The following is a 22,898-nucleotide window of genomic DNA, read 5'->3' on the forward strand; positions in this document are numbered from 1 at the left end:
TGGCGACGGTCTCGCCGTCGTCGATCAGCCGCAGTCGGTCGGCGCTCAGCGGCCGGCCGGGGTGAAGTCCGTGCTCGCGATGTGCTCCGGACGCGGCTTCGGCGCGGCGTAGGGCTCGCCGCAGGTGTTCTCCACCGAGTTGTAGACGATGAAGACGTTCGACCGCGGGTACGGGGTGACGTTGCCGTTCGAGGCGTGCATGCAGTTGCTGTCGAACATCACCGCGCCGCCGGCGGGGCCCTCGAGCACGTCGATGCCGAAGCGGTCGGCGAACTCGGTCAGCGTCTCCGGGTCGGGGACGCCGGCGCCCTGCATGACCAGCGACTGCTTGTGGTTGTCCTCGGGTGTCTTCTCCTGGGCACTGATGTAGTGCTTGTGCGAGCCCGGCATGATCATCAGCGGACCGTTGTAGGAGTAGTTGTCGGTCAGCGAGATGGAGATGGACACCGCCCGCGGCGCGGGCATGCCGTCCTCGGCGTGCCAGGTCTCGAAGTCCGAGTGCCAGGTGAAGTCCTTGCCCACGAACTCGGGCTTGTAGTTGATGCGGCTCTGGTGGATGTAGACGTCCGAGCCGAGGATCTGCCGCGCCCGGTCCACCACGCGCGGGTCGTTGGCGATCTTCGAGAAGATCTCGTTGCTGCGGTGGATGTCGAAGATGGAGCGGACCTCGTCGGACTTGGCCTCGACGACGGTGCGCCCGTCGGCCTTGACCTCGGGGTCCTCGGAGAGCCGCTTCAGCTCGGCGCGGAAGAGCTCCAGCTCCTCGCCGGTGATCAGCTCGTCGACGGTCAGATAGCCCTTCGTGTCGAAGCCGCGCAGCGTCTCGGCGTCCATCGGGCCCTGCTCGGCGGTGCCCTGCACCACCGGATCCCGGCGCTCGATGACGCGGGTGCGCTCGCCGTCGCGGGTTGGGTAGAGGTCCGTCACGTCCTGGACGGTCGTCGTCATGGGGTCGACCTCCTGTCTCGTCGCAGACGTTCCATTCGTGTCGAGTCGACGGCGGCCGGGTTCCCGCTGCGGGGTCGATTCGGTGGCCGCCGCCACTTCCGGACCGTACCCAGGAGCGTGCCGGACTGCAACTGCTGTCGTGCCGGAAGCTGAGCCGCTTCCACTCAGGATCAGGTAGGCTCTGAATATGGTTGCTCCGCGGAACTGTGCCATCACCGAGGCCCATATCGTCCCCGTCACCGCCGAGCCGTTCCGCGGCACTGTGGTGGTCACCGACGGACGGATCGCCGCGCTGGGCCCCGACGTCGAGGTCCCGGCCGGCCACGAGGTCGTCGACGCCGCCGGCGGCTGGGTGCTTCCCGGCCTGGTCGACGCGCATGTCCACCTCGGCGTCCACGAGGAGGGCGAGGGCTGGGCCGGCGACGACACCAACGAGACCACCGACCCGGTCACCGCCGCCGCCCGGGCGATCGACGCGGTCAACCCCGACGACGTCGGCTTCGACGACGCGCTGGCCGGCGGCGTCACCAGCGTCAACGTCAACCCCGGCTCGGCGAATCCGATCGGCGGGCTGAGCGTGGCGCTGAAGACCCACGGGCGCCTCGTCGACGAGATGGTGCTGCGCTCGCCGGCGGGGCTGAAGGCCGCGCTCGGCGAGAACCCCAAACGGGTCCACGGCGAGCAGAAGCGGACGCCGAACACCCGTCTCGGAGTCGCGCTGACCCAGCGGCAGGCCTTCTCCGCGGCCCGGGCCTGGATGGACAAGCCGGAGGCGGAGCGCGAGACCGACCTGGTCTCGGAGGCGCTGGCCCGGGTGCTGCGCGGCGAGATCCCGTGGCGGCAGCACTGCCACCGCGCCGACGACATCGCCACGGCGCTGCGCGTGGCCGACGAGTTCGGCCACCGGCTGGTGCTCGACCACGGCACTGAGGCGCATCTGATCGCCGACGTCGTCGCCGCCCGGGACGTGCCGGTGCTCTACGGGCCGATGATCGTCTCGCGCAGCAAGGTCGAGGTCCGCCGGCGCAGTCCGGCGGCGCCCGGCATCCTCGCCGCGGCCGGGGTGAAGGTCTCGCTGATCACCGACCACCCGGTGGTGCCGATCGACTTCCTCGTCCACCAGGCCGCGCTGGCGGTGCGCGAGGGGATGGAGCCCGCCGAGGCGCTGAAGGCGGTGACCATCCACCCCGCCGAGGTGCTCGGCGTCGCCGATCGGGTCGGGTCGCTGGAGGTCGGCAAGGACGCCGACGTCGTGCTCTGGTCCGGCGACCCGCTGGACACCCGCCATCGCGCGCTGCGCACCTGGATCGAGGGAGCCGAGGTCTACTCCTACGACGAGGACGCCCGGGAGGGGACGGTGGCCGCCCGCGGTTGAGCCCGCCGGGTCAGGGACGCGGCGGCGGCGTCGGGGCGCCGCGCGGCGGGGCGAGCTTGCGCGCCCGCGGGATCGTCGACGGCGTCGTCTGCTCGCTCTCTCCCTGCTCGCCGGTGCTCTGCTCCGCGTCCGCGCCGGCCGGGCGGGCCCGATGCGGCGAGGGATCCCAGCCGCGGTCGACCACGCGGCGCTGCATCAGGATCGCCGCGGCCAGGATGAGCAGCCCGATCAGGGCGATGACCACCAGCCCGGCGACGGTGCCCAGCTGGGCGCCGTAGCCGATGAGCAGGCCGAACCAGCCGAAGTCGGTGTCGCCGAAGGTGGTGTTCCGATCGCCCATGTCGCCGAGGACGCCGAGCAGCAGCGCCGGCAGGAAGGTGATCATCAGCCCGTTGACGAACCCGCCGGCGACGGCGCCGCGCCGCCCGCCGGTGGCGTTGCCGTAGACCCCGGCCGCACCGCCGGTGAAGAAGTGCGGCACCAGCCCGGGCAGGATCAGCGCCAGCCCGAGGACCGGGTTGAGCCACAGCGAGAGCGCGGCCAGGCCGAGCAGGCCGCCGACGAAGCTGGAGAGGAAGCCGACCAGCACGGCGTTCTGCGCGTACGGGAAGACGATCGGCGCGTCCAGCGCCGGGATCGCGCCGGGGACCAGCTTCGCGGCGATGCCCTGGAACGCCGGCACGATCTCGCCGAGGATGGTGCGCACCCCGAAGAGGATCACCGCCACCGCGATGCCGAACTGCAGTCCCTGGGTGACCGACTGCATCAGGAAGTTCCCCGGTCCGGAGGCCCCGCCGTCGAAGGCCGTGTAGGCGGCCTCGCCCTCGCGGATCAGCGAGATCAGCGCGACGACGACGTACATCAGCACCATCGACAGCGCGGTGGCGACCATCGAGTCGCGCAGGAAGCGCAGCGACTCCGGCAGCCGCAGCTCCTCGGTGGAGCGGCTGGAGCGGCCTCCGACGGCGCGGCCGACGGCGCCGGCGGCCACATAGCCGGCCGTGCCGAAGTGCCCGATGGCCACGCTGTCGTCGCCGGTGATGCGCCGGGTCCACGGATGCGCCAGCGCCGGCAGCGAGACCATCAGGATGCCCAGCAGGGCGCCGCCGAGGAGCACGGTCACCGTGCCGGAGAAGCCGGCCGTCGCCAGCACGATGGTCAGCAGCGTGGCCATGAAGAGGATGTGGTGGCCGGTGAGGAAGACATAGCGCAGCGGGGTGAAGCGTGCCAGCACCAGCGAGATCGCGAAGCCCAGGATCATCAGCCAGGCCACCTGCGCGCCGTGCTCCTGCTGGGCGATGCCGACGATCGCCTCGTTGGTGGGGATCACTCCCTGGGCTCCGGTGGCGCCGCGGATCATCGACCCCAGCGGATCCAGCGAGGCGGTGACCAGCGTGGCCCCGGCGCCGATGAGCAGGAAGCCCAGTGTGGCCTTCAGCCCGCCGCCGATCACCTGGCCGACGGATCGGCGCAGGGCGATGAGCCCGACGGCGGTGATCAGGCCGATGAGGAAGGCGGGGACGCTGAGGATCTCGTTGACGAGGAACTCGGCGAGGGCGACGAGCCAGTCCATGGTGTGCGACTCCTGGGGCGTGAGCTGGCGGGCGTGCGGGGTGCGGGGCGCGTCGGTCAGACGTCGTAGAGGTCGCGCAGCGCGGCGTCGAGCTCGGCGGTGCTGGTGAAGTTCTCCACCACGCGGACCGGCACGTCGACGGCGCCGAGCGTCTTGGCGATCTCTCCGGAGGTCAGGATGGCCGCCGCCTCGGAGGTGCGGCCGCGCGCAGAGATGGTGTCGGTCGCCTCGACGGTGACGAACGGGGCCCAGCGCCAGGTCTCGAGCACCTGCTCGAGCGTGTTCTTCAGGAACAGCGAGGTGCCCAGCCCGTTGCCGCAGACGGTCAGGATCAGGTGCTGATCAGTCGCCCGCGCGGCGGCGTCGGCGGCGTCGGATCCCTGAGCAGACTCCGCGGCGGGCTCCTCCGCGGCGGCCGGCTGCTCGGGCCGGCTCTCCGGCCGTTCGGCGGCGAGCAGCAGCTCGCGCAGCCGCTGCGGGGAGTCGGCGGCCTCCAGCTCCGCGCGCCGTCGCGGGTCGGCGAGCAGCCGGGCCAGCCGCGCCATCGCGCGGGTGTGGGCGACGTCGTCGTCGGCGGCCAGGCCGACCACCAGGCCGACCGGATCATGGCTGCTGTGGCCGAAGGGGACCGGCTCGGCCAGCCGCACCCAGGACAGCCCGGTGCGGGCCACGCCGGCGGTGGGGCGGGCGTGGGCCAGGGCGAAGCCCGGGGCGACCACGATATAGGGGCCGTGCTCCTCGACCAGCCGCCGCATCGCCGCGGTGTAGTCGTCGTCGGCGACGCCGGCGGCGACCAGCAGCCGGCCCGCCTCGTCGACGGCCTCGCGCCAGTCGGCGGCGGCGACGTCGAGTGCGATCGACTCCTCGGCCAGCAGGGCGGCCGGCGAGTCGGCCTGCTGGTCGGCGTGCTGGTCGGCGTGCTGGTCGTCGGGCGAATGTGAGGTGGGTGACGCCATGGAGGGAACGGTAGCACCGGCTGACAGGTCATCGGCACCGTGGTTCACTGGGTGACATGGAGATTCGGCACATCCGCGTGACCGGCACGGTCCAGGGGGTCTTCTACCGGGCCTCGGCCCAGTCGCGGGCGGTCCAGCTGGGACTGGCCGGCTGGGTCCGCAACGCCGCCGACGGCGCCGTCGAGCTCCTCGCCGCCGGCGAGCCGGAGGCGGTCGAGGAGTTCGTCGCCTGGTGCCGCCGCGGCCCCCAGCACGCGGTCGTCGACGAGCTCGCCGTCCGCCCGGCCACCGAGGAGGAGCGCTCCGCGCTGCCGGAGGCGGACTTCGAGATCCGGCGCTGAGCCGCCAGCCGGCGGGCCAGTTCGCCGCCGGCGGCCACGAGGGCGGCCAGCCCGAGGCCGCAGAGCACGCCGAGCCAGGGCGAGTCGGCGAAGACGATGCCGCCCAGCGAGCCGAGCGCGATCATGTACCCGGCCCACAACACGGCGCCGACTGCGGCGAAGACGTGGAAGCGGCCGCAGGGATAGCCCACCAGCCCGGTCGCCGTCGAGACGGCGGTGCGGCCGCCGGGGAGGAAGCGTCCCGCGAGGACGGCGACTCCGCCGCGGCGCCGCAGCAGATCCGCCGTCGCCGAGCGCACCTCCACGGCCCCGCTGCGGCCGGTCATCCGCCGGGCCAGCCGGCGCAGCGGACCGCCGTGGGAGGGGCCGCCGCGTCCCCAGCGGCGCAGCGCACGCCCCGCACAGTGCATCAGACTGTCGCCGAGGAAGGCGCCGAGCGCGGCGGCCAGGCCGAGCAGCAGCAGGTTCGGCGGCCCGGCGGCGCCGAAGGCCGCCGCGGAGATGAGCAGCGTCTCCGCCGGGACGAGCGGCGCGACGGCGTCGGCCATGACCCCGATCAGGATCAGCGGATGGAGCCAGAGCGAGGTGAGCAGCTCCTCGGCGAGGGTCAGGAATGCATCGATGGTTCGGCCCTCCAGAGGTCGGGCGGGCGGATGGACGAGACGGAGCAGGGACGGAGACGCTCGGCGTCGCGGCCCAGGCGGGGAAGGATCAGTCCGACGACGAGCAGCGTCAGCACGGCGACTGTGCCGAGCAGTGCGCCGTCTCCGACGAGGTCCCCTGGTGCGACGCCCGCGGCGTCGAGGGTGGAGGCGCCGAGGCGGCCTGCGGAGACCCAGACGGCGGCCCAGGCCAGCGACCCGACGGAGACGGCGAGGACGCACCGGCGGATCGGCAGGCCCGCCAGCCCGGCGGCCGCCGCCGTCGGAGTGCGCAGTCCGGGGAGGAAGCGGCCGCCGGCGAGGACCAGCATGGCGAGCGCCGGACGGTCCGCCTGGCGGGCGAGCAGGTGCCTCGCCCGGTCAGCGCGGGGGCGTCGTGCGTGCCGGGCGCCGTGGTCGTCGACCGGGCGGCGACGGGACAGCCGGTGGGCGAGGCCGATGGACAGCAGATCGCCGCCGGCCATCCCCGCCGCCGCGGCGACGACCCCGGCCTCCAGCGGGAGCTCGGGCCTGATGGCGAGCAGCCCTGCGGCCAGCGCGGTCGGCTCGGCCGGCCCGGCGGGCAGGCCGATCAGCGCGACGACGACCAGCAGCAGCGCGACCGGCGACTCCGCCGAGCCCGCCGTCGGCAGGGCGAGAGCGAGGTCAGCCGGCCAGGGCATGCGACTCGCTCCGAGGTGTCTGCGCCGTCCGGCGCGTCGACTCCGGCCGTGCTCGCACGGAGGCGTCCGTCGCGGCGATCGCCGCGCGATAGTGGTCGACCAGCCCGGCGACGACCGCCCGCCAGGAGGACGCGGCCACGCGGCGCCGGGCGGCCGCCCCGAGCCTCTCGCGCAGCCCGGCGTCGGCGACCAGCCGGCCCACGGCGGCATGCAGCTCCGCAGGGTGGTCCGGGGCGACGTGCAGCCCGTCGACCCCGTGGGAGATCCGGTCGAGCAGCCCGCCGGCGGCGACGCCGACGGTCGGCACGCCGGAGGCCGCGGCCTCCTGCACCGACTGGCAGAAGGTCTCCTCGGCGCCCGGATGGACGAAGACGTCCAGGGCGGCGACCAGGTCGGCCAGCTCGTCGCCGTCGCGCTGTCCGAGGAACTCCGCCTGCGGCAGCAGCTGCTCCAGTCGGCGGCGCATCGGCCCGTCGCCGACGAGGACCAGCCGCGTCCCCGGCCGCCGGTCCAGTCCGCGCAGCTGTTCCAGACCCTTCTCGCGGGCCAGCCGTCCGACATAGCCGACGACGACCTCGCCGTGCGGAGCCAGCCGGCGCCGGACCTCCTGCCGCCGACGGCGCGGGGTGAAGCGTTCGCCGTCGATCCCGCGCGGCCAGTGCCTCACCCGGGGGACGTCCAGGGCGGCCAGCTGCGCCACGCTGGCCGCCGACGGTGCCAGGGTGAGGTCGCAGAGCGCGTGGATCCGGCGCACGCGACGGGCGGCGACGGGGGAGAGGGCGGTCAGCCGATACCGGCGGGCGAAGCCCGGCAGATCGGTCTGGTAGACGCCCACTGTGGGCACGCCGAGGTCCGCCGCGGCCTCGACGGCGACGCCGCCCAGCGCGAAGGGAGAGGCCAGATGCACCACATCCGGGCGGACGGCGGCGATGAGCCGGCGCAGCCGTCGGCGGGTGGCGGCCCCGAGGCGAAAGTCGGCGTAGCCGGGCACCGCCAGTGATCGGACCCGATGGACCGGGGCCTCGGCGTATCGCGCCGGCCCGGTGGGCGCGACCACGGCGACCTGATGGCCGGCGGCGTGCAGCTGCTCGACGACGCGGCATACGGAGGCGGTGACGCCGTTGACCTGCGGAAGGAAGGACTCTGTCACCACCAGCACGCGCAGCGGTGCTGATTCGTCGTCGGGGAGCGGGATCGGCGTCGTGGTCATGGGAAGCTCCTCATCAGGGGTGCGTGTCATCTCGGGATCCACGCTATGGAACAGTCCTTGACCGCAGACACGGTGCTGACCACAGAGTCGACGGCGGCCGGCCGCAGACTCCGGTGCGGATAACCGGAAGCCAGGAGTGGGGCCCGCCGCATTGTGGGCCGGCGTCGCGGCTCTCTAGCATGAGGTCACTGTGACCACTGATGATGCCGATGACGCTGGCCGCGACCGTCCCGACCCCGCCGTCGCCGCCGCGGCGGGAGACTTCCGACGTGACCTGACGTCGGGGCGCGCCCGGCGCCTGGCGCGCCGATGGGTGCGGCAGAGCGTCGGCACGCTGCTCGGCCTGCTGACCGGACCTCTGCTGGCGCTCGGCTGGCTGCTGGGCCCGCGTCTCGGCCTGCGCCGCACGGCCCGCTGGGACTTCGCGCGGCTGCGACGGTTCCACCGGCTGGACTGCGAGCCGCCGGAGCTGCGCGGCCGACGGAGGCCCGCGGTGCTGCTGCTCGAGGCGCTGCTCGCGACCGCCGTCGGAGTCCTGATGTTCCAGCTGGTCGGACTCTGGCTGCTCTTCACCCTCGCCTCAGTGGTGCAGCTGCTGGTCGCCGGCCCGGGATCCTCGGTGACGGTCACGTTCGTGACGTCGTGGCAGCAGAGCACGCCGGCGCTGCTCTTCGCCGCCTTCTACGTGGTCTCCTCGGCGGTGGCGGTGTGCCTGGGCGCCGAGCTCGCCGGACGGGTCACCGCCGCGCTGCTCGGCCGTCGGCTGACGGTGCGCCGGCGGGACGGGGACGAGGACCGGATCGGGCAGCTGATCACCACGCGCCGGGGCGTCGTCGCCGCCGTCGACGAGGAGCGCCGGCGGATCGAGCGGGATCTCCACGACGGGGTCCAGCAGCGGGCGGTCTCGCTGTCGATGCTCGTCGCCCGCGCCGAGCGCAGCGCCGAGCCGGGGCGCTCGCGCGAGCTGCTCGGCGCGACGCTGGAGGAGTCGCAGGAGCTCATCGGCGAGATGCGTGAGGTGGCCTGGCGGGTCTACCCCGTCGAGCTCGACGAGCTGGGCCTGGACCAGGCCCTGGTGAGCCTCGCCCAGCGGAGTCCGCTGGACGTCCGCGTCGACGACCGGCTCACGACGCGCCCGTCGCGCCCGGTGGAGGTCGTCGTCTACTTCATCGTGCGCGAGGCGGTCACCAATGCGGTCAAGCATGCCGGAGCCTCCGGCGTCGACATCCTGCTCGAGCGGCGCGGGGACCGCGGGGAGGAGCGGGTGGTCGTCTCGATCGCCGACGACGGTCGCGGCGGCGCCGATCCGCAGGGTGCCGGACTGCGCGGCCTCGCCCGGCGGGTCGAGGCGCTGGACGGGGCCTTCCGGGTGGAGAGCCGGACGGACGGCTCGACGGAAGATCCCCGGGGCGGTGCGACCGCACGGCCGCCGGCGAGTACGGGGACCGGCACCCGGGTCACCGCCGAGCTGCCGGACGGCGGCGCGGGGGCCCCGCCGGGAGCAGGGGAGAGGAGGCAATCATGAGTCCGCTGTCCGTCGTCGTCGCCGACGACTCCGTCCTGATGCGTGAAGGCGTGCGTCGCCTGCTCGAGGACGAGGGCCACCTGGTCCTCGCCGCGGTCGGCGACGCCGACCAGCTGCGCGCGGCGGTGCGCGCCCATCGCCCGCAGCTGGCCGTCGTCGACGTCCGGATGCCGCCGAGCCACACCGACGAAGGGCTGCGGGCGGCGCTGGACCTCAAGGCCGAGCTGCCCGACACCGGCGTGCTGGTGCTCTCGCAGTACGTGGTCCGGGACTACGCCACCGAGCTGCTCAGCGCCCACACCGGCGGGATCGGCTATCTGCTGAAGGATCGGGTGACCGACATCGACGCCTTCCTGGAGGCGATCTCCCGGGTGGCCGCCGGCGGGGCGGCGATCGACCCGCACGTCGTCCAGCAGCTGCTGGTCGGGCCCCGCACCTCGGGCACGCTCGAGGGCCTGACCCCGCGCGAGCTCGAGGTGCTGGGGGAGATGGCCCAGGGGCAGTCGAACGTCACCATCGCCGAACGGCTGCACCTCTCGGTCAGCTCGGTGGAGAAGGCCGTCGGGTCGATCTTCGACAAGCTCGACCTCGCCCGCGGCGACGGCAGCAGCCGGCGCGTGCGGGCGGTGCTGCTCTACCTCGAGGGTCGCGGCGCGCCCTGACCGCCCCGCCCACCCCGGCGATGACTCGGCGGAAGGTGTGGGAATGGCGACGTATTCCCACACCTTCCGCCGAGTCATCCGCCGGGTGGGGCGTCCCGGGCAGAGTCACTCCGACGCCGGCGGGGTGAGCCCCAGCGTCGTCGGCAGCTCCGGCGCCTCGCCGCGGACGTGCTCGGCCAGGAACGCGATGACCACCTGATACCAGAGCTTCGCGTGGTGCGGGGTGAGCACCCAGTGGTTCTCCTGCGGGAAGTACAGGAACCGGTGGACGGTGTTCCCGTCGGCGTCGGCGGGCAGGCCCGACTGCTCCAGCAGCTCGTACCAGAGCCGCAGCCCCTCGCCGATCGGCACCCGGTAGTCCTTGTCCCCGTGGATGACCAGCATCGGCGTGCGGATCTCGGACACGAAGCGGTGCGGAGAGTGCTCGGCCTCCATGGTCGGATCGATCTGCCGGCGCCAGAACGGCGACATGTCGGTGGTCGGGCCGAACTGGTCCAGCGCCCACAGCGAGGCGTGGGTGACGATCGCGTCGAAGCGGTCGGTGTGGCCGGCGACCCAGTTGGCCATGTAGCCGCCGAAGGAGCCGCCCATCGCCGCGGTCCGGGTCGCGTCGACGTCGTCGCGGGTCTCGGCGGCGTCGGTGATGGCCAGCAGGTCGGTGTAGGGCTTCTCGCCCCAGGCGTTCCAGCCGCGCTGGATGAACTCCTGGCCGTAGCCGGTGGACAGTGCCGGATCCGGCAGCAGCACCGCGTAGCCCCGGGCGACCAGCAGCCACGGATTCCACCGCCAGGACCAGGCGTTCCAGGAGTTCAGCGGGCCGCCGTGGATCCAGAGCAGCAGCGGCGCCGGCGACGACGACGGCGCGTCCGGCGCGTCCGGCGCGCCCTCTCCCTCCGTCCCGGGCAGCGCCAGCCAGGCGCGCACGCGGGCGCCGTCCTCGGCGACGGTCTCGATCTCGGTCAGCCGGCCGGGCAGCTCGGGACGGCGCACCGGGTTCTCCAGCCGGGTGACCGTCCCGTCGGCCAGGTCCAGGCGGGCGATCTCGTTCGGGAAGGCGTAGCTGGCCCGCACGCCGTAGACGTGGGCGCCGTCGGGGGAGACGATCGCCTCCGACCAGGTGGCCTCGTCGTCGGTGAGCACCGTGACCGTCCCGTCGGCGACGTCGAGCCGGAACACCGGGCCGCGACCGTCGCGGTCGGCCAGGGCGATCACCGCCGAGCCGTCGGGCAGCCAGTCGGCCGGGGTGAACCACAGCTCGGCCTCGGCCGAGGACTCGTCGATCAGCGGCGTCAGCGCGCCGGTCTCGAGGTCCAGGATGTGCAGCATCGGCCGCAGCGCCCGCTCGGGCACCGGTCGGCGGGTCACGGTGACCACGGCGGTGCGTCCGTCCGGGCTGATCGGCCCGGGAGAGTACGTCGAGGCCGGGTCGTCGGCGAGCATCCGGCGCTCGCCGGCGGCGACGTCGACGACGGCCAGCCCGGTGCGCTGGTCGGCGGCCGGCTCGGGCAGGGTCACCGCGATCAGTGCGCGGGTGCCGTCCGGACTGAGGAACGCCTCGTCGCCGTAGTGCGTCCCGAGGTCGGCGGTCAGCGCGCGCAGCCGCCGCCGGGGCGGCTCGACTGTGGCCGGGACGGCGGCGTCGTCGGGGGCCTCCTCGCCGTCGACGGCGAAGAGGTGCGGCCGCGCCGGGCCCAGATCGTGGTCCCAGTGCCGCACGGGGTAGCCGGTGTGCAGGATCGCCTGGACCTCGCCCTCGGTGCGGGCGGTCTGCAGCGCGGCGTGCTGGTCCTCGTCGGCGGCGCCGGGCAGCAGCGGGGCGGCGGCGAGCACGACGTCGGCGTCGGCGGCGCAGAGCACCGAGCTCACCCCGCCGGGGCGCCGGGTGACCACCTCGGCCTCGCCGCCGTCGGCGGGCAGTCGCCAGAGCGCGGCGGTCTTCGCGTCCTCGGCGGAGCCGGACTCGTCGGGACGGGCGGAGGTGAACCAGAGGTCGCCGGCGGCGGAGAAGGTCGGTCCGGACTCGGCGGCCGAGCCGCGGGTGAGTCGGCGGGCCGTGTGCCCGCCGCGCGGATCGACCTCCCAGAGAGCGGTGGTGTAGCCGGTGCCCTGCGCGTCGAGCGTGGAGACCGTGGTGACCAGGCGCTCGCCGTCGGGGCTCATGGCCAGTCCGGCCAGCCGCGGGAAGGCGACGAAGTGGTCCAGATCGTGGAACTTGCGGGCGCCGGACGGGCTGGCCGCCGCAGGCGACGTCGATGTGGTGTCAGTCATAGTCCGGTTCTATCATCGCGGCGGGACGAACAGGTTGCATCGAGCAACTGATGGCGCGCCGTGTCGTCGTCGCGCGCCGTCCAGCGTCGCCGCCGGGGCGATACGCTGGCCGGATGAGCCAGCCGCACCGCACTCCCGACGGCCTCGACTCCGCCGGCACCGGCGTCGCCGTCGGCGAGGACGGGCTGGCCCGCACCCCCTGGGCACTGGGCAGCGCGATGTTGCGCGAGTACTACGACCACGAATGGGGGATGCCCGTCCGCGACGAGCGCGGGCTCTTCGAACGGCTGAGCCTGGAGGGTTTCCAGTCCGGGCTGTCCTGGGCGACGATCCTGGCCAAGCGGGAGAACTTCCGCCTCGCCTTCGCCGGCTTCGATCCGGACACGGTGGCGGCCTTCGACGAGGCCGACGTCGAGCGGCTGCTGGCCGACGCCGGCATCATCCGCCACCGCGGCAAGATCACCGCGACGATCGGCAACGCCCGGGCGACGGCGGCGCTGCGCGACCACGGCGGCCTCGCCGAGCTCATCTGGTCGCATCAGCCGGCGACGACGCCGCGACCGCGGGTGGTCGAGGAGATCCCCACGCGCTCGCCGGAGTCCGAGGCGCTGGCGAAGCGGCTGCGGGCGGCCGGGTTCCGCTTCGTCGGGCCGACGACGATGTTCGCGCTGATGGAGGCGGTCGGGATCGTCGACACCCACCTGATGGGCTCGCACCGCCGCGGCGCCTCCGGGGTCTGGCCGGGGTGAGCGCCGGGCCGGTCGGCTCAGTGGGCGTGGGCCTCGCCGGCGGCGACGTCGGCGGTCTCCAGCTGGAAGGTCGCGTGCTCCAGCGTCACGTCGAAATGCTCGGCGACGCAGGTGCGCAGGTCCTGCAGCACCTGCGGGGCGTGGCCGTCGTGGAAGCAGTCGTCGTCGAGGACCACGTGCCCGCTGATCACCGGCAGGCCGGTGGCCACTGTGGAGGCGTGCAGATCGTGGACCTCGCGGACGTGGGGCATCGCGAGCATATGCTCGCGGACCTCCTCCAGATCGATGCCGCGCGGGGCGAACTCCAGCAGGATGCGTCCGGTCTCGCGCAGCAGCAGCGCCGCGCGCGGGACGATCAGCGCGGCGATGGCCAGCGCGGCCACGGCGTCGGCCTGCTGCCAGCCGGTCAGCGCCATCACCGCCGCGGCGATGATGACCCCCAGCGAGCCGAGCGCATCGGCGGCGACCTCCAGGAAGGCCGCGCGCAGATTGAGGTTCTCCCGCCGTCCGGCGGCGAGCACGCCCAGCGAGACGGTGTTGCCGCCCAGCCCGACGACGCCGAAGATCAGCAGCTCCATCGGCGGCACATGCGGGGGAGCGGCGAGCCGGCCGACGCCGTCGACGGCGGCGTAGATGCCGATGCCCAGCAGCATCAGCGCCTGCACCGCCGCGGCGACGACCTCCAGCCGGCGGAAGCCCCAGGTGCGCGTCGACGTCGCCGCCGCGCCGACGAGCATCGCCGCGGCCAGCGCGACGACCAGCCCGACGGAGTCGGTCAGCGAGTGGACCGCGTCGGTGAGCAGCGCCAGCGAGCCGGTCAGCCAGGCGCCGACGAACTGGGCGGCGACGACGCCGAGCGTCACCAGCAGCACCAGCTGCAGGCGACGGCGGTGGGACCGGCCGCCGCCGGCGACGTCGTCGACGCCGCCGGCGTGGGAATGTCCTGCGCCCATCGGTGCACCTCCTCGGCCGGCCCGTCGTCCGCGCTGTCGTCCTCGTCGTCGCGCCGGGGCGCGGGCGAGAGGGAAGAAGATCATGCCTGCGTGATCATTTTACGGCCGGGAGGGTGCGCGAGCATAAGGTGCGACTGCTGTCCAGAAGCATTCTCAGCACCGGCGGGCCCGCTGCGCGGGCCGGGTCTCCTGTGCGGGACGCCGGCGGCTCAGGCCGGGTCGGCGGTGAACCAGCGGTTGGCCGAGGGCAGCCAGAGCAGGGCCACCATGGCGGCCATGAGGAGCAGGTCCCAGCGGAAGCCCATCTCCAGCACGCTGGGGTAGGCCCAGTCGCGCAGCACCGCCTCGAGTCCGGCGACCAGCACGGTGACGGTCAGCGCGGCGCGGACCCACTCGAGGCGCTCGGGCACTTTGAGCGCGAGCACGATCTGCAGCCCGGCCAGCACGATGTTGACTCCCAGGGCCAGCAGGCCCGCGAGGCCGGCCAGCACCCCGTCCAGCCGCATCAGCGACTGCAGCCCGGCGAGGTGGATCAGGAAGCTGGGCAGCAGGAACAGCGCCGTGATGCCCACGACGCCGAGCAGGCCGAAGCAGGCGATCCGCACCGTCAGCGGCAGTCGCCCCGCGTGCAGCAGCACGCTCGGGCCGATGGTCGGCACGACGTCGGAGACGCGGCGCGGCCAGCGCGACGGCAGCCGGTAGGCGGAGCCGGCGCCGGAGGTGTCCTGAGAGGTGTCCATGATGCTCCACATCATAGTCGCGCGACCGCGTCCTCGCGGGGATCCGCCGGGCGCGCCGCCTCCGTGGCCGGTGCGGCGAATTGCCGCGGCTGTGCGCGGATCGGTAGAGTCGTCGTCGGTGTGCCGGGAAGACTGGTCGGCGAATCTGAGCGCGTCCGCGGAGCCGTGATCCGCAGTCCCCGGAGCCCGGGAGGCCGCCCTGCGGCGCCCGCTCCGCGTTCCACCGCACCGACAGGAGGCACGATGCATCCGCCCGCCCGATCGACGTCCCGCCGCCAGGCCGGGCGCCGCGCCGCGCCCCTGACGCCGGAGGTCCCGGTGCTCGGGGTCCCGGTGGCCCGCGGCCTCCTCGAGCCCCGGCGGACGAGCGCCGCGACGCGGGCGGGGGCGATCCGATGACGCTGGTCCTGCTGCTGCTGATCGTGCTGGTGCTGGTGCCCGCCGCGGCCTCGATGCACCGGCTGCTGGGCCGGGACACCGGCTGGGCCGCCGCGGCCGTGCTGCTGGTGGTGGGGCTGCTCACGCTGCCCTGGCTGCAGTCGGTCCACCACGGCGGCGCCGTCGTCGAGACCATCCCCTGGATCCCGACGCTGAACGTCTCGCTGGCGCTGCGCCTCGACGGGCTCGGCCTGGTCTTCCTCTTCCTGGTGCTCTTCATCGGAGCCCTGGTGATGGCCTATTCGGCCCGCTACTTCTCGACGGCGGCGAAGACCGGCGACTACTACGTCTGGATGCTGCTGTTCGTCTTCTCGATGACCGGCATGGTCGTCGCCGACGACCTCATCGTGCTCTTCCTCTTCTGGGAGTTCACCACGCTGTGCTCCTTCTTCCTGATCAACCGGTCCGGGGAGAAGGCCCCCGGTCCGGCGCGGCGCTCGCTGCTGCTGACCATGGGCGGCGGGCTCGGCCTGCTGGCCGCGGCCCTGCTGATCATCACCCGCACCGGCACCACGCGGATCTCCGAGGCGCTGTCCTCCGAGGTGTGGAGCACCGACCCGGGCTTCACCGCCGTGATCGCGGTGCTCGTCGCCGCGGCGGCGCTGTCGAAGTCCGCGCAGTTCCCGTTCCACATCTGGCTGCCCGACGCGATGGTCGCCCCCGCGCCGGTCAGCGCCTACCTGCACGCCGCCGCCATGGTGAAGGCCGGCATCTACCTGATGCTGCGCTTCTCGCCGGCGCTGGCGGACTCGACGACCTGGCAGGTGCTGCTGATCAGCTCCGGGCTGATCACGGCGGTCATCGGCGCGCTCTTCGCCCTGCAGCGCCATGACATCAAGGAGATGATGGCCTTCTCCACGATCAGCCAGCTGGGCTTCCTCACCGCGGTGATCGGCGTGGGGACCGAGAAGGCGCTGGCCGCGGCGGTCGTGCACGTCATCGCCCACGCGCTGTTCAAGGCCTCGCTGTTCATGATGGTCGGCATCGTCGAGCACGAGTCCGGCAGTCGCGACATCCGCGTGCTGAACGGTCTGCACCGCACGATGCGGGTCTCGCTGGTGATCACCACGCTGTCCTCGCTGTCGATGGCCGGAGTGCCGCCGATGCTCGGCTTCGTCTCCAAGGAGGGGCTGCTCGGCGGCTTCCTCTCGGCCGAGTTCTCCTCGGTGATGACCTGGGGGATCACGCTGATCGCCGTCGTCGCGGCGATCGGCACCTTCGCCTACTGCGGCCGCATCGTGCTGGGCAGCTTCAGCTCCTTCACCGGGGCGGGCCCGCGCGACGAGGACCGCGAGCCGATGGCGCCCGAGGCTTCCCACGAGGCCACCTGGACGTTCTGGCTGCCGGCGATGCTGCCGGCCGCCGCCGGTCTGCTGCTGGGCTTCGTCCCCGGGATCTTCGACGGACTGGTCTCCGACGCCGCGACGGCGTCCTCCGGCGCCGAGCACCATGCGCATCTGGCGCTCTGGCACGGCTTCTCGGTCGAGCTGCTGCTCTCGGCGGCGGTCATCGGCGGCGGGCTGCTGATGGTCCTCGGCCGCGCCCGGGTCGACGCGGCGGTCCCGCGCCGGATCCTGCCGTTCACCGGTGTCGACGCCGTCGAGTCGCTGCGCCTGGCGCTGATCCGCGGCGGCCGTCGCATCGGCGACCTCACGCGCACCGATGTCCACGGCCTGCACCTGACGCTGCCGGGCATCCTGCTGCTCGGCGTGCTGATCGCCGGACTGGTCGCCTCGCCGACCGTCGGCTCGCTCACCGCGGGGAACACGCGGCCGGCCGACTGGATCCTGCTGACCCTGCTGGCGGCGTTCCTGCTCGGCACGGTGCTCTCGACCGACCGGGCCGGCGCCGTCGTGCTGGCCGGCGGCGCCGGCTTCGTCGTCGCCTCCTTCTACTTCATGCTCGGCGCGATCGACGTCGGCATCACCCAGCTGCTGGTGGAGATCCTCACCGTCGTGGTGCTGGTGCTGGTGCTGCGCAAGCTGCCGAAGCGCTTCCACCGGGTGCCGCGCTCGCGCACGGTCGTCTCGGCGGTCGTCGCGATCGGCTTCGGCGCCGCCGCCTTCCTGGCCACCTACGCGCTGACCGGCCGCCGCGGGCAGTCGGACATCGCGCAGTACTACCAGGAGAACACCTACGAGCAGACCGGCGCGGACAACATCGTCAACTCGATCCTCGTCGACTTCCGCGCGCTGGACACCTTCGGCGAGCTGACCGTGCTGGGCATCGCCGGCTTCGCGATCCTCGCGGTGCTGAACTCGACGTTCTCCACCTCGGACAACGAGCCGGAGACCTCCCGGGCCTGGGTGGGCACTCCGCTGGACGACGCCGTGGACAACACCACCTCCATGCGCACCCTCTTCAACTGGGTCGCGCCGCTGATCGTGCTCTTCTCGCTGATCCTGCTGGTGCGCGGCCACTATGAGCCCGGCGGCGGCTTCATCGCCGCGCTGGTCGCCGGCGGGTTCTTCGCCCTGCGCTACCTGGTCGCCCCGTCCGACTCCGCGGTGAAGCTGCGCTGGGACTACGCGCTGGTGATCGTCGGCGGCATCCTCGTCGGCGCGGGCACCGGCCTCGCCGGCCTGGTCGAGGGCTCCTTCCTGAAGCCGCTGACCACCGACATCCCGCTGCCCGGCGGCGGCTCTTACCACTTCACCACCGCGATCATCTTCGACGTCGGCATCTACCTGGCCGTCATCGGCGCGGTGCTGGTGGCCCTGGACCGCCTCGGCCAGGTCCAGCGCTACCCCGCGGAGCTGCTCCAGAAGTACCTGAGCACCCACCCGGAGGCCGCCGCCCGCCGGCGGAGCGGCACGCCGCTGGATCCCGGCGACGTCCCGCCGGAGGTCGCCGAGGAGTCGACACCGCTGCACACCACGTCGAGCGGCCGCAGCGACGGCCAGGAGGAGGCCCGATGAGCATCGCCCTGATGGTCGGCATCCTCACCGCCGCCTCCGTCTACCTGTTCATGCAGCGCGGCATGGTCCGCATCGTGCTGGGCTTCGTGCTGATCTCGCACGCGGCGAACCTGCTGCTCTTCTCCGCCGGCGACGTCGCCTTCCGCGGGGCGCCGTTCTCGCACGTCGACGATCCGGCCCAGCGGGCCGACCCGCTGCCGCAGGCCTTCGTGCTGACCGCCATCGTCATCGCCTTCGCGATCTCGATGTTCATGGTCACCCTGGCGATCACCACGACCACCGACGACGACACCGAGGCCGCGCCGACCGCCCCGGCGAAGCTCGCCGCCGCGGCGCATCTGAAGCGCACCGGCCACCACCCGACAGTCGCCACCGCCGCCGTCGGCCCCGGCGACGAGCCCGACGGCCCGCCCTCGGACGCCGAGCTGCTGGGCACCCAGGCCGGCACGGAGGAGGACGTCGACGCCGACGTGGCGACGACCGCCGAAGAGGGCCGCCGGCCCGAGGAGACTCCGCAGGAGGACGTCCAGGACGAGGACGTCCGCGCAGAGGACGCGGCGAAGGACGCGGACGGCACCTGGGCTGACCGGGGCCGCGCCGCCGACGAGGGGGAGGACCGATGAACGAGATGCTGTCCACCCTGCTGCCGGTGCTGGTCGTCGGCCCGCTGTTCCTCGGGGCGTTCTCCGCCGCGCTGCGCCGCAGCCAGAAGATCCGCCATGCGATCAGCCTGATCACGCTGCTGGCGATGCTCGCCGCCGCGATCCTGCTGGTGGTGACCACCGCCGACGGTACAGTGCTGGCCCACCAGGTCGGCCTCTGGGAGGCGGGGGTGGCGATCCCCCTCGTCGTCGACACGCTCTCGGCGCTGATGCTGGCCTTCGTCGCCGTGCTGGCGCTGGCCAGCGTGCTCTTCGCGATGGCCACCCATGAGGCCCGGGCGCGCTTCTACCATCCGTTCGTGCTGATCCTCATGGCCGGTGTGGCCGGTGCGGCGATGACCGGCGACATCTTCAACCTCTTCGTGTTCATCGAGGTCATGCTGCTGCCCTCCTACGGGCTGATGGCGATGATGGGTGCGAAGCTCGGCGCCGACAGCGCGCGGATCTTCGTCACGGTGAACCTGATGGCCTCCACGCTGCTGCTGGCGGGAGTCGGGCTGGTCTACGCCACTGCCGGCACGGTCAACCTGGCCGAGCTGCAGGGCGCGGCCGCCGAGGACCCGGCGATCGCGATCGCCGGGGCGGTGGTGCTCACCGCGATCTCCATCAAGGCCGCCGTCGTGCCGGTCCACGGCTGGCTGACGCGCACCTATTCGATGACCTCGCCGGCGGTGACCGCGCTGTTCTCCGGCATCCACACCAAGATCGCGGTCTACGCGATCTACCGGATCTACGCGATGCTCTTCGACGGCGACCAGCGCTTCCTCTGGGTCGGGCTGACGATCGCGGCGGTGACCATGGTCGTCGGCGCCCTGGGCGCAGTCGGGGAGAACTCGACGCGCTCGATCCTGGTCTTCCACATGATCAGCCACATCGGCTACATCATGATCGGCGTCGGGCTGTTCACCACGCTCGGACTGACCGCCGCGATCTTCTACCTGCTGCACGGCATGATCGTGAAGGCCTCGCTCTTCCTCTCCACCGGCGCGCTGGAGGAGACCTACGGCACGGCCCGGCTGGACCGGCTGGGCGGGATGCTCAAGCGTGAGCCGCTGGTGGCGGTGATCTTCATGGTCGCCGCGCTCTCGCTGGTGGGCATGCCGCCGTTCTCCGGCTTCGTCGCGAAGTTCTCCCTCATCGGGGCGACCTTCGAGGCCGAGCAGTGGATCATCGGCGGCGTCGCCGTGATCGTCAGCCTGATCTCCATGGTCGCGATGCTCAAGATCTGGACCTCGGTGTTCATGGGGCCGGAGCCCGAAGGACTGGAACGTCGGGCGCTGACCTACCAGCAGGCCATCCACGGCAAGCGGTACCTGCGGGTGGAGGCCCAGGCCGAGCAGCCCACGCTGCAGGTCGGGCCGCCGACGACCGGCACGGCGGCGGTGATCAGCGGCGAGCGGCATGCCCGCGTGACGCCGAAGCTCATCGTGCCGGCCGCGCTGCTCGCGGTGGTGACCCTCGGCCTCGGCCTCGGCGCCGAGGTGCTGATGCAGCTCGCCGAGCAGGCCGCGCAGGGCCTGATGGACCCCAGCGACTACGTGAAGGCGGTGATCGGCTGATGAACAGCTGGCTGACCTGGCCGGTGCGGATGATCGGCTTCCTGCTCTGGTACGCCAAGGAGTTCCTCCTGGCCAACCTGCAGGTCACCGCCGACATCCTGCGACCGAGCGCGCGCATGCGCACCGACCCCGCGATCGTCGCGGTGCCGGCGGCCTCGCGGACGGCGAGCGAGTACACGCTCATCTCCTCGCTGATCACGCTGACGCCGGGCACGCTGACGATCACCTACTCCCGCGACCACGCGGTGCTCTACGTCCACGGGATGTTCGCCGCCTCCCGGGACGGGCTGGCCGAGGAGATCCAGGAGATGGAGGACCGGCTGCTGCGGGCGATGCGCCGCGAGCCCGGCGACCTCTCCCGCCCGCTGGCCCGACCGACGGTGCGTCCGGCCGAGGACGCGGCGGCCGGGGTCGGCGACGGGGCCGACGACCGGGCCGACGACCGGGCCGACGTGCGGGCCGGCGGCGCGTCCGCGGGGACCGCCGAGTCCGAGAGCACGGAGAACGACGCCGGACGTCCGGCAGGAGGTGACGCATGATCGCCGAGCACCTGCTGGAGGTCGCGCTGGTGATCCTGGCGCTGAGCATGCTGCTGGCCGCCGTCCGCGGCTTCCGCGGCCCGCGCACGGCCGACCGCGCCGTCGCCGCTGATCTCATCTTCTTCGCGATCATCGGCTTCATCACGCTGATCTCGCTGCATCAACAGATCGAGGCGCTCTTCGACATCATCCTCATCGCGACGCTGCTGGGCTTCATGTCGGCGATCTCGATGGCTCGCCTGGGATCGGGAGGACGACGCTGATGCTGGACCTGACCAACCCCGCCCACATCGTCGGCGCGGTGCTGATCTTCCTCGGCCTCGCCGTGCTGCTGATCTCCGCCATCGGGCTCTATCGCCTGCCGGACCTGTACCTGCGCGCCTCGGCGGTGGGCACCTCGGCCGGCCTGGGCGTCGCGCTGATCGTGATCGGCGCCCTGCTGATCGACTTCAGCGGGCCGAATCTGGTCAAGGCGATCATCGCGGTGCTCGCCCAGCTGCTGACCTCGGCGGTCGGCTCGATGGCGATCGCCCGCTCCGGGTATCTGCACGATTCGCCGCCGGCGGCGATCACCAGCCCGGACGAGCTGCGCGAGACCCGCCGCGACGACGTCGAGGTCTGATCCCGGCGCCGGTCGCCCGCCGATGTGACCTGCGGCGCGCGGATCGTCGCTGATCACCGGCGGTGCTGGGCTACTCTGGGCGCATGAGCGCAGAGGAGACCCAGGATCGCCGCCCCGGAGCCGACGACGCCCGCGACTCGCGTGATGCCGCACTCGCCGAGGAGGCCGCCGCCGACGGCGCGTGGTCGACGTCGGCGGAATCCGCCGAACCGGCGGCCGGCGGGCTCGCCGCGCATCGGGCGAGCCGGCGCGAGGCGACCGGCCCCGACGTCCTCGGCGAGAGCCTCGTCTCCGCCGACGCCGACCGTCCCGGGACCGTCGCCGCAGCGGCCGACCAGCCGGATCGGCTGAAGACCCGTCAGCGCGAGGAGCACGCCGCCTCCGGGCGCGACGCGGCCAAGCCGCGCACCCCGTTCAGCCTGCGGCCGGCGACCTGGTGGTACTCCTTCCGCCGGGCTGTCGCCGAGTTCGGCCGCGACCAGTGTCCGGACTCGGCGGCGGCGCTGACCTACTACGCGGTGCTCTCGGTCTTCCCCGCGCTCATCGCGTTCGTCTCGCTGCTCTCCGTGGTCGGTGAAGCACGACGCACCCAGGAGTTCCTGCTCAACACGCTGGACGAGCTGCTGGAGTCCGACGTCCGCGACATGAGCGTGGTGCAGACGATCCTGCAGGTGCTCACCGAGGCGCCCGGCGCCGGCATCGGGCTGGCCGTCGGCATCCTCACCGCGCTGTGGACGGCGTCGAACTACGTCAACGCCTTCTCCCGGGCGATGAACCGCATCTTCGAAGTGCCGGAGGGTCGCTCGCCGCTCGTGCTGCGCCCGGTGCTCTACGGCGTCACCGCCGCACTGATCGTGCTGGTGGCCCTCTCGGCGATGATGCTGGTGGTCTCCGGTCCGCTGGTCACCGCGCTCGGCGAGGCGGCCGGACTCAGCCAGACGGCCGAGCAGGTCTGGAACTATGCGCGGTACCCCGCGCTGCTGGTGATCGCCGCGGCCTGCATCGCCCTGCTCTACTACACCACGCCGAACATCCGGCAGCCCGGGGTCCTGTGGATCACCGGGGGAGCGCTGCTGGCCATCGGCGTGCTGATCCTCGCGACGATCGGCGTCGCCGTCTACATCAGCGGCTTCGGCAACTACCAGGCGACCTACGGCGCCCTGGCCGGTGTGATCATCTTCCTGCTCTGGATCTTCATCGCCAACGCCGTGCTGCTCTTCGGCGCCGAAGTCGATGCGGAGCTGGAACGGGGTCGCCAGCTGCAGGCCGGCATCGAGGCCGAGCGGACCATCATGCTGCCGCTGCGCGCCACGGCCGCCGCGGACAAGGCGGCGATGAAGTACGAGAAGCTCGTCGCCCAGGGGCAGGCGCTGCGGCTGACCGCGGGGCGTACGGCGAAGCCCGACGACGTCTGGCGCGAGTGATCCGTCGGCCGAGCACCTCCTCGCCGCGGTGGAACGTGTGGCTTGCGACACGGAGTGTCGCCGAGATCTGAAACACTCGTGCAACGAATCGTTGCTAGACTCTCCATCATCC

20 protein-coding genes and 1 pseudogene are annotated in these 22,898 nt (G+C 72.8%); 12 read left to right on the plus strand and 9 right to left on the minus strand.

Features of this window, described 5'->3' with window-relative positions; all coding sequences use genetic code 11:
* Window positions 1-45: 45 nt before the first annotated feature.
* Window positions 46-948 (minus strand): ectoine hydroxylase, encoded by a 903-nt coding sequence (gene thpD, locus ABD652_RS01590; RefSeq protein WP_344717466.1) that lies wholly within the window; start codon window positions 946-948, stop codon window positions 46-48.
* Between the two features lie 187 nt (window positions 949-1,135).
* Here thpD and ABD652_RS01595 point away from each other — a divergent pair, with 187 nt between their 5' ends.
* Window positions 1,136-2,323, plus strand: a complete 1,188-nt coding sequence (locus ABD652_RS01595) for an amidohydrolase (RefSeq protein ID WP_344717468.1) — start codon at window positions 1,136-1,138, stop codon at window positions 2,321-2,323.
* 10 nt (window positions 2,324-2,333) lie between these two features.
* Here ABD652_RS01595 and ulaA read toward each other — a convergent pair whose 3' ends face one another.
* Window positions 2,334-3,896, minus strand: a complete 1,563-nt coding sequence (gene ulaA / locus ABD652_RS01600; RefSeq protein ID WP_344717470.1) for a PTS ascorbate transporter subunit IIC — start codon at window positions 3,894-3,896, stop codon at window positions 2,334-2,336.
* Window positions 3,897-3,952: 56 nt separating this feature from the next.
* Window positions 3,953-4,852: a PTS sugar transporter subunit IIAB gene (locus ABD652_RS01605; RefSeq protein ID WP_344717472.1), complete on the minus strand. Its 900-nt coding sequence runs from the start codon at window positions 4,850-4,852 to the stop codon at window positions 3,953-3,955.
* Window positions 4,853-4,908: 56 nt separating this feature from the next.
* On the opposite strand from ABD652_RS01605, the gene ABD652_RS01610 reads away from it, so the two are divergent.
* Window positions 4,909-5,193: an acylphosphatase gene (locus ABD652_RS01610; RefSeq protein WP_344717474.1), complete on the plus strand. Its 285-nt coding sequence runs from the start codon at window positions 4,909-4,911 to the stop codon at window positions 5,191-5,193.
* A gap of 119 nt (window positions 5,194-5,312) precedes the next feature.
* Here the strand turns inward: ABD652_RS01610 and ABD652_RS01615 are convergent.
* The 3 genes and pseudogenes from ABD652_RS01615 to ABD652_RS01625 all read right to left on the minus strand — a co-directional run.
* Window positions 5,313-5,741 (minus strand): annotated as a pseudogene (locus tag ABD652_RS01615) (DedA family protein); the annotation flags it as partial.
* Window positions 5,742-5,800: 59 nt separating this feature from the next.
* A complete protein-coding gene (locus ABD652_RS01620; protein ID WP_344717476.1) occupies window positions 5,801-6,517 on the minus strand; it encodes a VTT domain-containing protein in 717 nt (238 codons plus the stop codon).
* A complete protein-coding gene (locus ABD652_RS01625; protein ID WP_344717478.1) occupies window positions 6,501-7,727 on the minus strand; it encodes a glycosyltransferase family 4 protein in 1,227 nt (408 codons plus the stop codon). Before ABD652_RS01625 ends, ABD652_RS01620 begins: the two co-directional genes overlap by 17 nt.
* Before the next feature lie 190 nt (window positions 7,728-7,917).
* Here ABD652_RS01625 and ABD652_RS01630 point away from each other — a divergent pair, with 190 nt between their 5' ends.
* Both ABD652_RS01630 and ABD652_RS01635 read left to right on the plus strand, forming a co-directional pair.
* A complete protein-coding gene (locus tag ABD652_RS01630; RefSeq protein ID WP_344717480.1) occupies window positions 7,918-9,252 on the plus strand; it encodes a sensor histidine kinase in 1,335 nt (444 codons plus the stop codon).
* Window positions 9,249-9,914 (plus strand): response regulator transcription factor, encoded by a 666-nt coding sequence (locus ABD652_RS01635; protein WP_425574528.1) that lies wholly within the window; start codon window positions 9,249-9,251, stop codon window positions 9,912-9,914. Before ABD652_RS01630 ends, ABD652_RS01635 begins: the two co-directional genes overlap by 4 nt.
* Window positions 9,915-10,019: 105 nt before the next feature.
* Here ABD652_RS01635 and ABD652_RS01640 read toward each other — a convergent pair whose 3' ends face one another.
* Window positions 10,020-12,182 carry a S9 family peptidase gene (locus tag ABD652_RS01640; protein WP_344717483.1) on the minus strand — a complete coding sequence of 721 codons (2,163 nt, stop codon included), beginning with the start codon at window positions 12,180-12,182 and terminating at the stop codon, window positions 10,020-10,022.
* A 113-nt stretch (window positions 12,183-12,295) separates the two neighbouring features.
* Here ABD652_RS01640 and ABD652_RS01645 point away from each other — a divergent pair, with 113 nt between their 5' ends.
* Window positions 12,296-12,931: a DNA-3-methyladenine glycosylase I gene (locus ABD652_RS01645; RefSeq protein WP_344717485.1), complete on the plus strand. Its 636-nt coding sequence runs from the start codon at window positions 12,296-12,298 to the stop codon at window positions 12,929-12,931.
* Window positions 12,932-12,948: 17 nt separating this feature from the next.
* Here ABD652_RS01645 and ABD652_RS01650 read toward each other — a convergent pair whose 3' ends face one another.
* Complete coding sequence (locus tag ABD652_RS01650) at window positions 12,949-13,884, minus strand: cation diffusion facilitator family transporter (protein WP_344717487.1); 936 nt, start codon at window positions 13,882-13,884, stop codon at window positions 12,949-12,951.
* Between the two features lie 209 nt (window positions 13,885-14,093).
* Window positions 14,094-14,624: a hypothetical protein gene (locus tag ABD652_RS01655; protein WP_344717489.1), complete on the minus strand. Its 531-nt coding sequence runs from the start codon at window positions 14,622-14,624 to the stop codon at window positions 14,094-14,096.
* Between the two features lie 395 nt (window positions 14,625-15,019).
* Here ABD652_RS01655 and ABD652_RS01660 point away from each other — a divergent pair, with 395 nt between their 5' ends.
* From ABD652_RS01660 to ABD652_RS01690, 7 genes are all read left to right on the plus strand, one after another.
* Complete coding sequence (locus tag ABD652_RS01660; RefSeq protein ID WP_344717491.1) at window positions 15,020-17,980, plus strand: DUF4040 family protein; 2,961 nt, start codon at window positions 15,020-15,022, stop codon at window positions 17,978-17,980.
* Window positions 17,977-18,603 carry a sodium:proton antiporter gene (locus ABD652_RS01665; protein WP_344717493.1) on the plus strand — a complete coding sequence of 209 codons (627 nt, stop codon included), beginning with the start codon at window positions 17,977-17,979 and terminating at the stop codon, window positions 18,601-18,603. The genes ABD652_RS01660 and ABD652_RS01665 overlap by 4 nt, the downstream gene beginning before the upstream one ends.
* Window positions 18,600-20,201 (plus strand): monovalent cation/H+ antiporter subunit D family protein, encoded by a 1,602-nt coding sequence (locus tag ABD652_RS01670; protein WP_344717495.1) that lies wholly within the window; start codon window positions 18,600-18,602, stop codon window positions 20,199-20,201. The genes ABD652_RS01665 and ABD652_RS01670 overlap by 4 nt, the downstream gene beginning before the upstream one ends.
* Entirely contained in the window at window positions 20,201-20,740 is a 540-nt protein-coding gene (locus ABD652_RS01675) for a Na+/H+ antiporter subunit E (protein WP_344717497.1), read from the plus strand. Before ABD652_RS01670 ends, ABD652_RS01675 begins: the two co-directional genes overlap by 1 nt.
* Window positions 20,737-21,003 carry an MrpF/PhaF family protein gene (locus ABD652_RS01680; protein WP_153143490.1) on the plus strand — a complete coding sequence of 89 codons (267 nt, stop codon included), beginning with the start codon at window positions 20,737-20,739 and terminating at the stop codon, window positions 21,001-21,003. Before ABD652_RS01675 ends, ABD652_RS01680 begins: the two co-directional genes overlap by 4 nt.
* Entirely contained in the window at window positions 21,003-21,362 is a 360-nt protein-coding gene (gene mnhG, locus ABD652_RS01685) for a monovalent cation/H(+) antiporter subunit G (protein ID WP_344717500.1), read from the plus strand. The genes ABD652_RS01680 and mnhG overlap by 1 nt, the downstream gene beginning before the upstream one ends.
* A gap of 83 nt (window positions 21,363-21,445) precedes the next feature.
* Window positions 21,446-22,786, plus strand: a complete 1,341-nt coding sequence (locus ABD652_RS01690; protein WP_344717503.1) for a YihY/virulence factor BrkB family protein — start codon at window positions 21,446-21,448, stop codon at window positions 22,784-22,786.
* Window positions 22,787-22,898: the final 112 nt, after the last annotated feature.

The organism is Nesterenkonia halobia (assembly GCF_039536005.1).
GTDB classification, from domain to species: Bacteria; Actinomycetota; Actinomycetes; order Actinomycetales; family Micrococcaceae; genus Nesterenkonia; species Nesterenkonia halobia.

What these genes read in the sequence shown, in the direction of transcription:
- ABD652_RS01690 (WP_344717503.1), top strand. Translation starts at nt 21,446, where the DNA reads ATGAGCGCAGAGGAGACCCAGGATCGCCGCCCCGGAGCCGACGACGCC.
- thpD (WP_344717466.1), bottom strand. Translation starts at nt 948, where the DNA reads ATGACGACGACCGTCCAGGACGTGACGGACCTCTACCCAACCCGCGAC.
- ABD652_RS01680 (WP_153143490.1), top strand. Translation starts at nt 20,737, where the DNA reads ATGATCGCCGAGCACCTGCTGGAGGTCGCGCTGGTGATCCTGGCGCTG.
- ulaA (WP_344717470.1), bottom strand. Translation starts at nt 3,896, where the DNA reads ATGGACTGGCTCGTCGCCCTCGCCGAGTTCCTCGTCAACGAGATCCTC.
- ABD652_RS01665 (WP_344717493.1), top strand. Translation starts at nt 17,977, where the DNA reads ATGAGCATCGCCCTGATGGTCGGCATCCTCACCGCCGCCTCCGTCTAC.
- ABD652_RS01655 (WP_344717489.1), bottom strand. Translation starts at nt 14,624, where the DNA reads ATGGACACCTCTCAGGACACCTCCGGCGCCGGCTCCGCCTACCGGCTG.
- mnhG (WP_344717500.1), top strand. Translation starts at nt 21,003, where the DNA reads ATGCTGGACCTGACCAACCCCGCCCACATCGTCGGCGCGGTGCTGATC.
- ABD652_RS01635 (WP_425574528.1), top strand. Translation starts at nt 9,249, where the DNA reads ATGAGTCCGCTGTCCGTCGTCGTCGCCGACGACTCCGTCCTGATGCGT.
- ABD652_RS01650 (WP_344717487.1), bottom strand. Translation starts at nt 13,884, where the DNA reads ATGGGCGCAGGACATTCCCACGCCGGCGGCGTCGACGACGTCGCCGGC.
- ABD652_RS01660 (WP_344717491.1), top strand. Translation starts at nt 15,020, where the DNA reads ATGACGCTGGTCCTGCTGCTGCTGATCGTGCTGGTGCTGGTGCCCGCC.
- ABD652_RS01670 (WP_344717495.1), top strand. Translation starts at nt 18,600, where the DNA reads ATGAACGAGATGCTGTCCACCCTGCTGCCGGTGCTGGTCGTCGGCCCG.
- ABD652_RS01625 (WP_344717478.1), bottom strand. Translation starts at nt 7,727, where the DNA reads ATGACCACGACGCCGATCCCGCTCCCCGACGACGAATCAGCACCGCTG.
- ABD652_RS01605 (WP_344717472.1), bottom strand. Translation starts at nt 4,852, where the DNA reads ATGGCGTCACCCACCTCACATTCGCCCGACGACCAGCACGCCGACCAG.
- ABD652_RS01610 (WP_344717474.1), top strand. Translation starts at nt 4,909, where the DNA reads ATGGAGATTCGGCACATCCGCGTGACCGGCACGGTCCAGGGGGTCTTC.
- ABD652_RS01675 (WP_344717497.1), top strand. Translation starts at nt 20,201, where the DNA reads ATGAACAGCTGGCTGACCTGGCCGGTGCGGATGATCGGCTTCCTGCTC.
- ABD652_RS01640 (WP_344717483.1), bottom strand. Translation starts at nt 12,182, where the DNA reads ATGACTGACACCACATCGACGTCGCCTGCGGCGGCCAGCCCGTCCGGC.
- ABD652_RS01620 (WP_344717476.1), bottom strand. Translation starts at nt 6,517, where the DNA reads ATGCCCTGGCCGGCTGACCTCGCTCTCGCCCTGCCGACGGCGGGCTCG.
- ABD652_RS01595 (WP_344717468.1), top strand. Translation starts at nt 1,136, where the DNA reads ATGGTTGCTCCGCGGAACTGTGCCATCACCGAGGCCCATATCGTCCCC.
- ABD652_RS01645 (WP_344717485.1), top strand. Translation starts at nt 12,296, where the DNA reads ATGAGCCAGCCGCACCGCACTCCCGACGGCCTCGACTCCGCCGGCACC.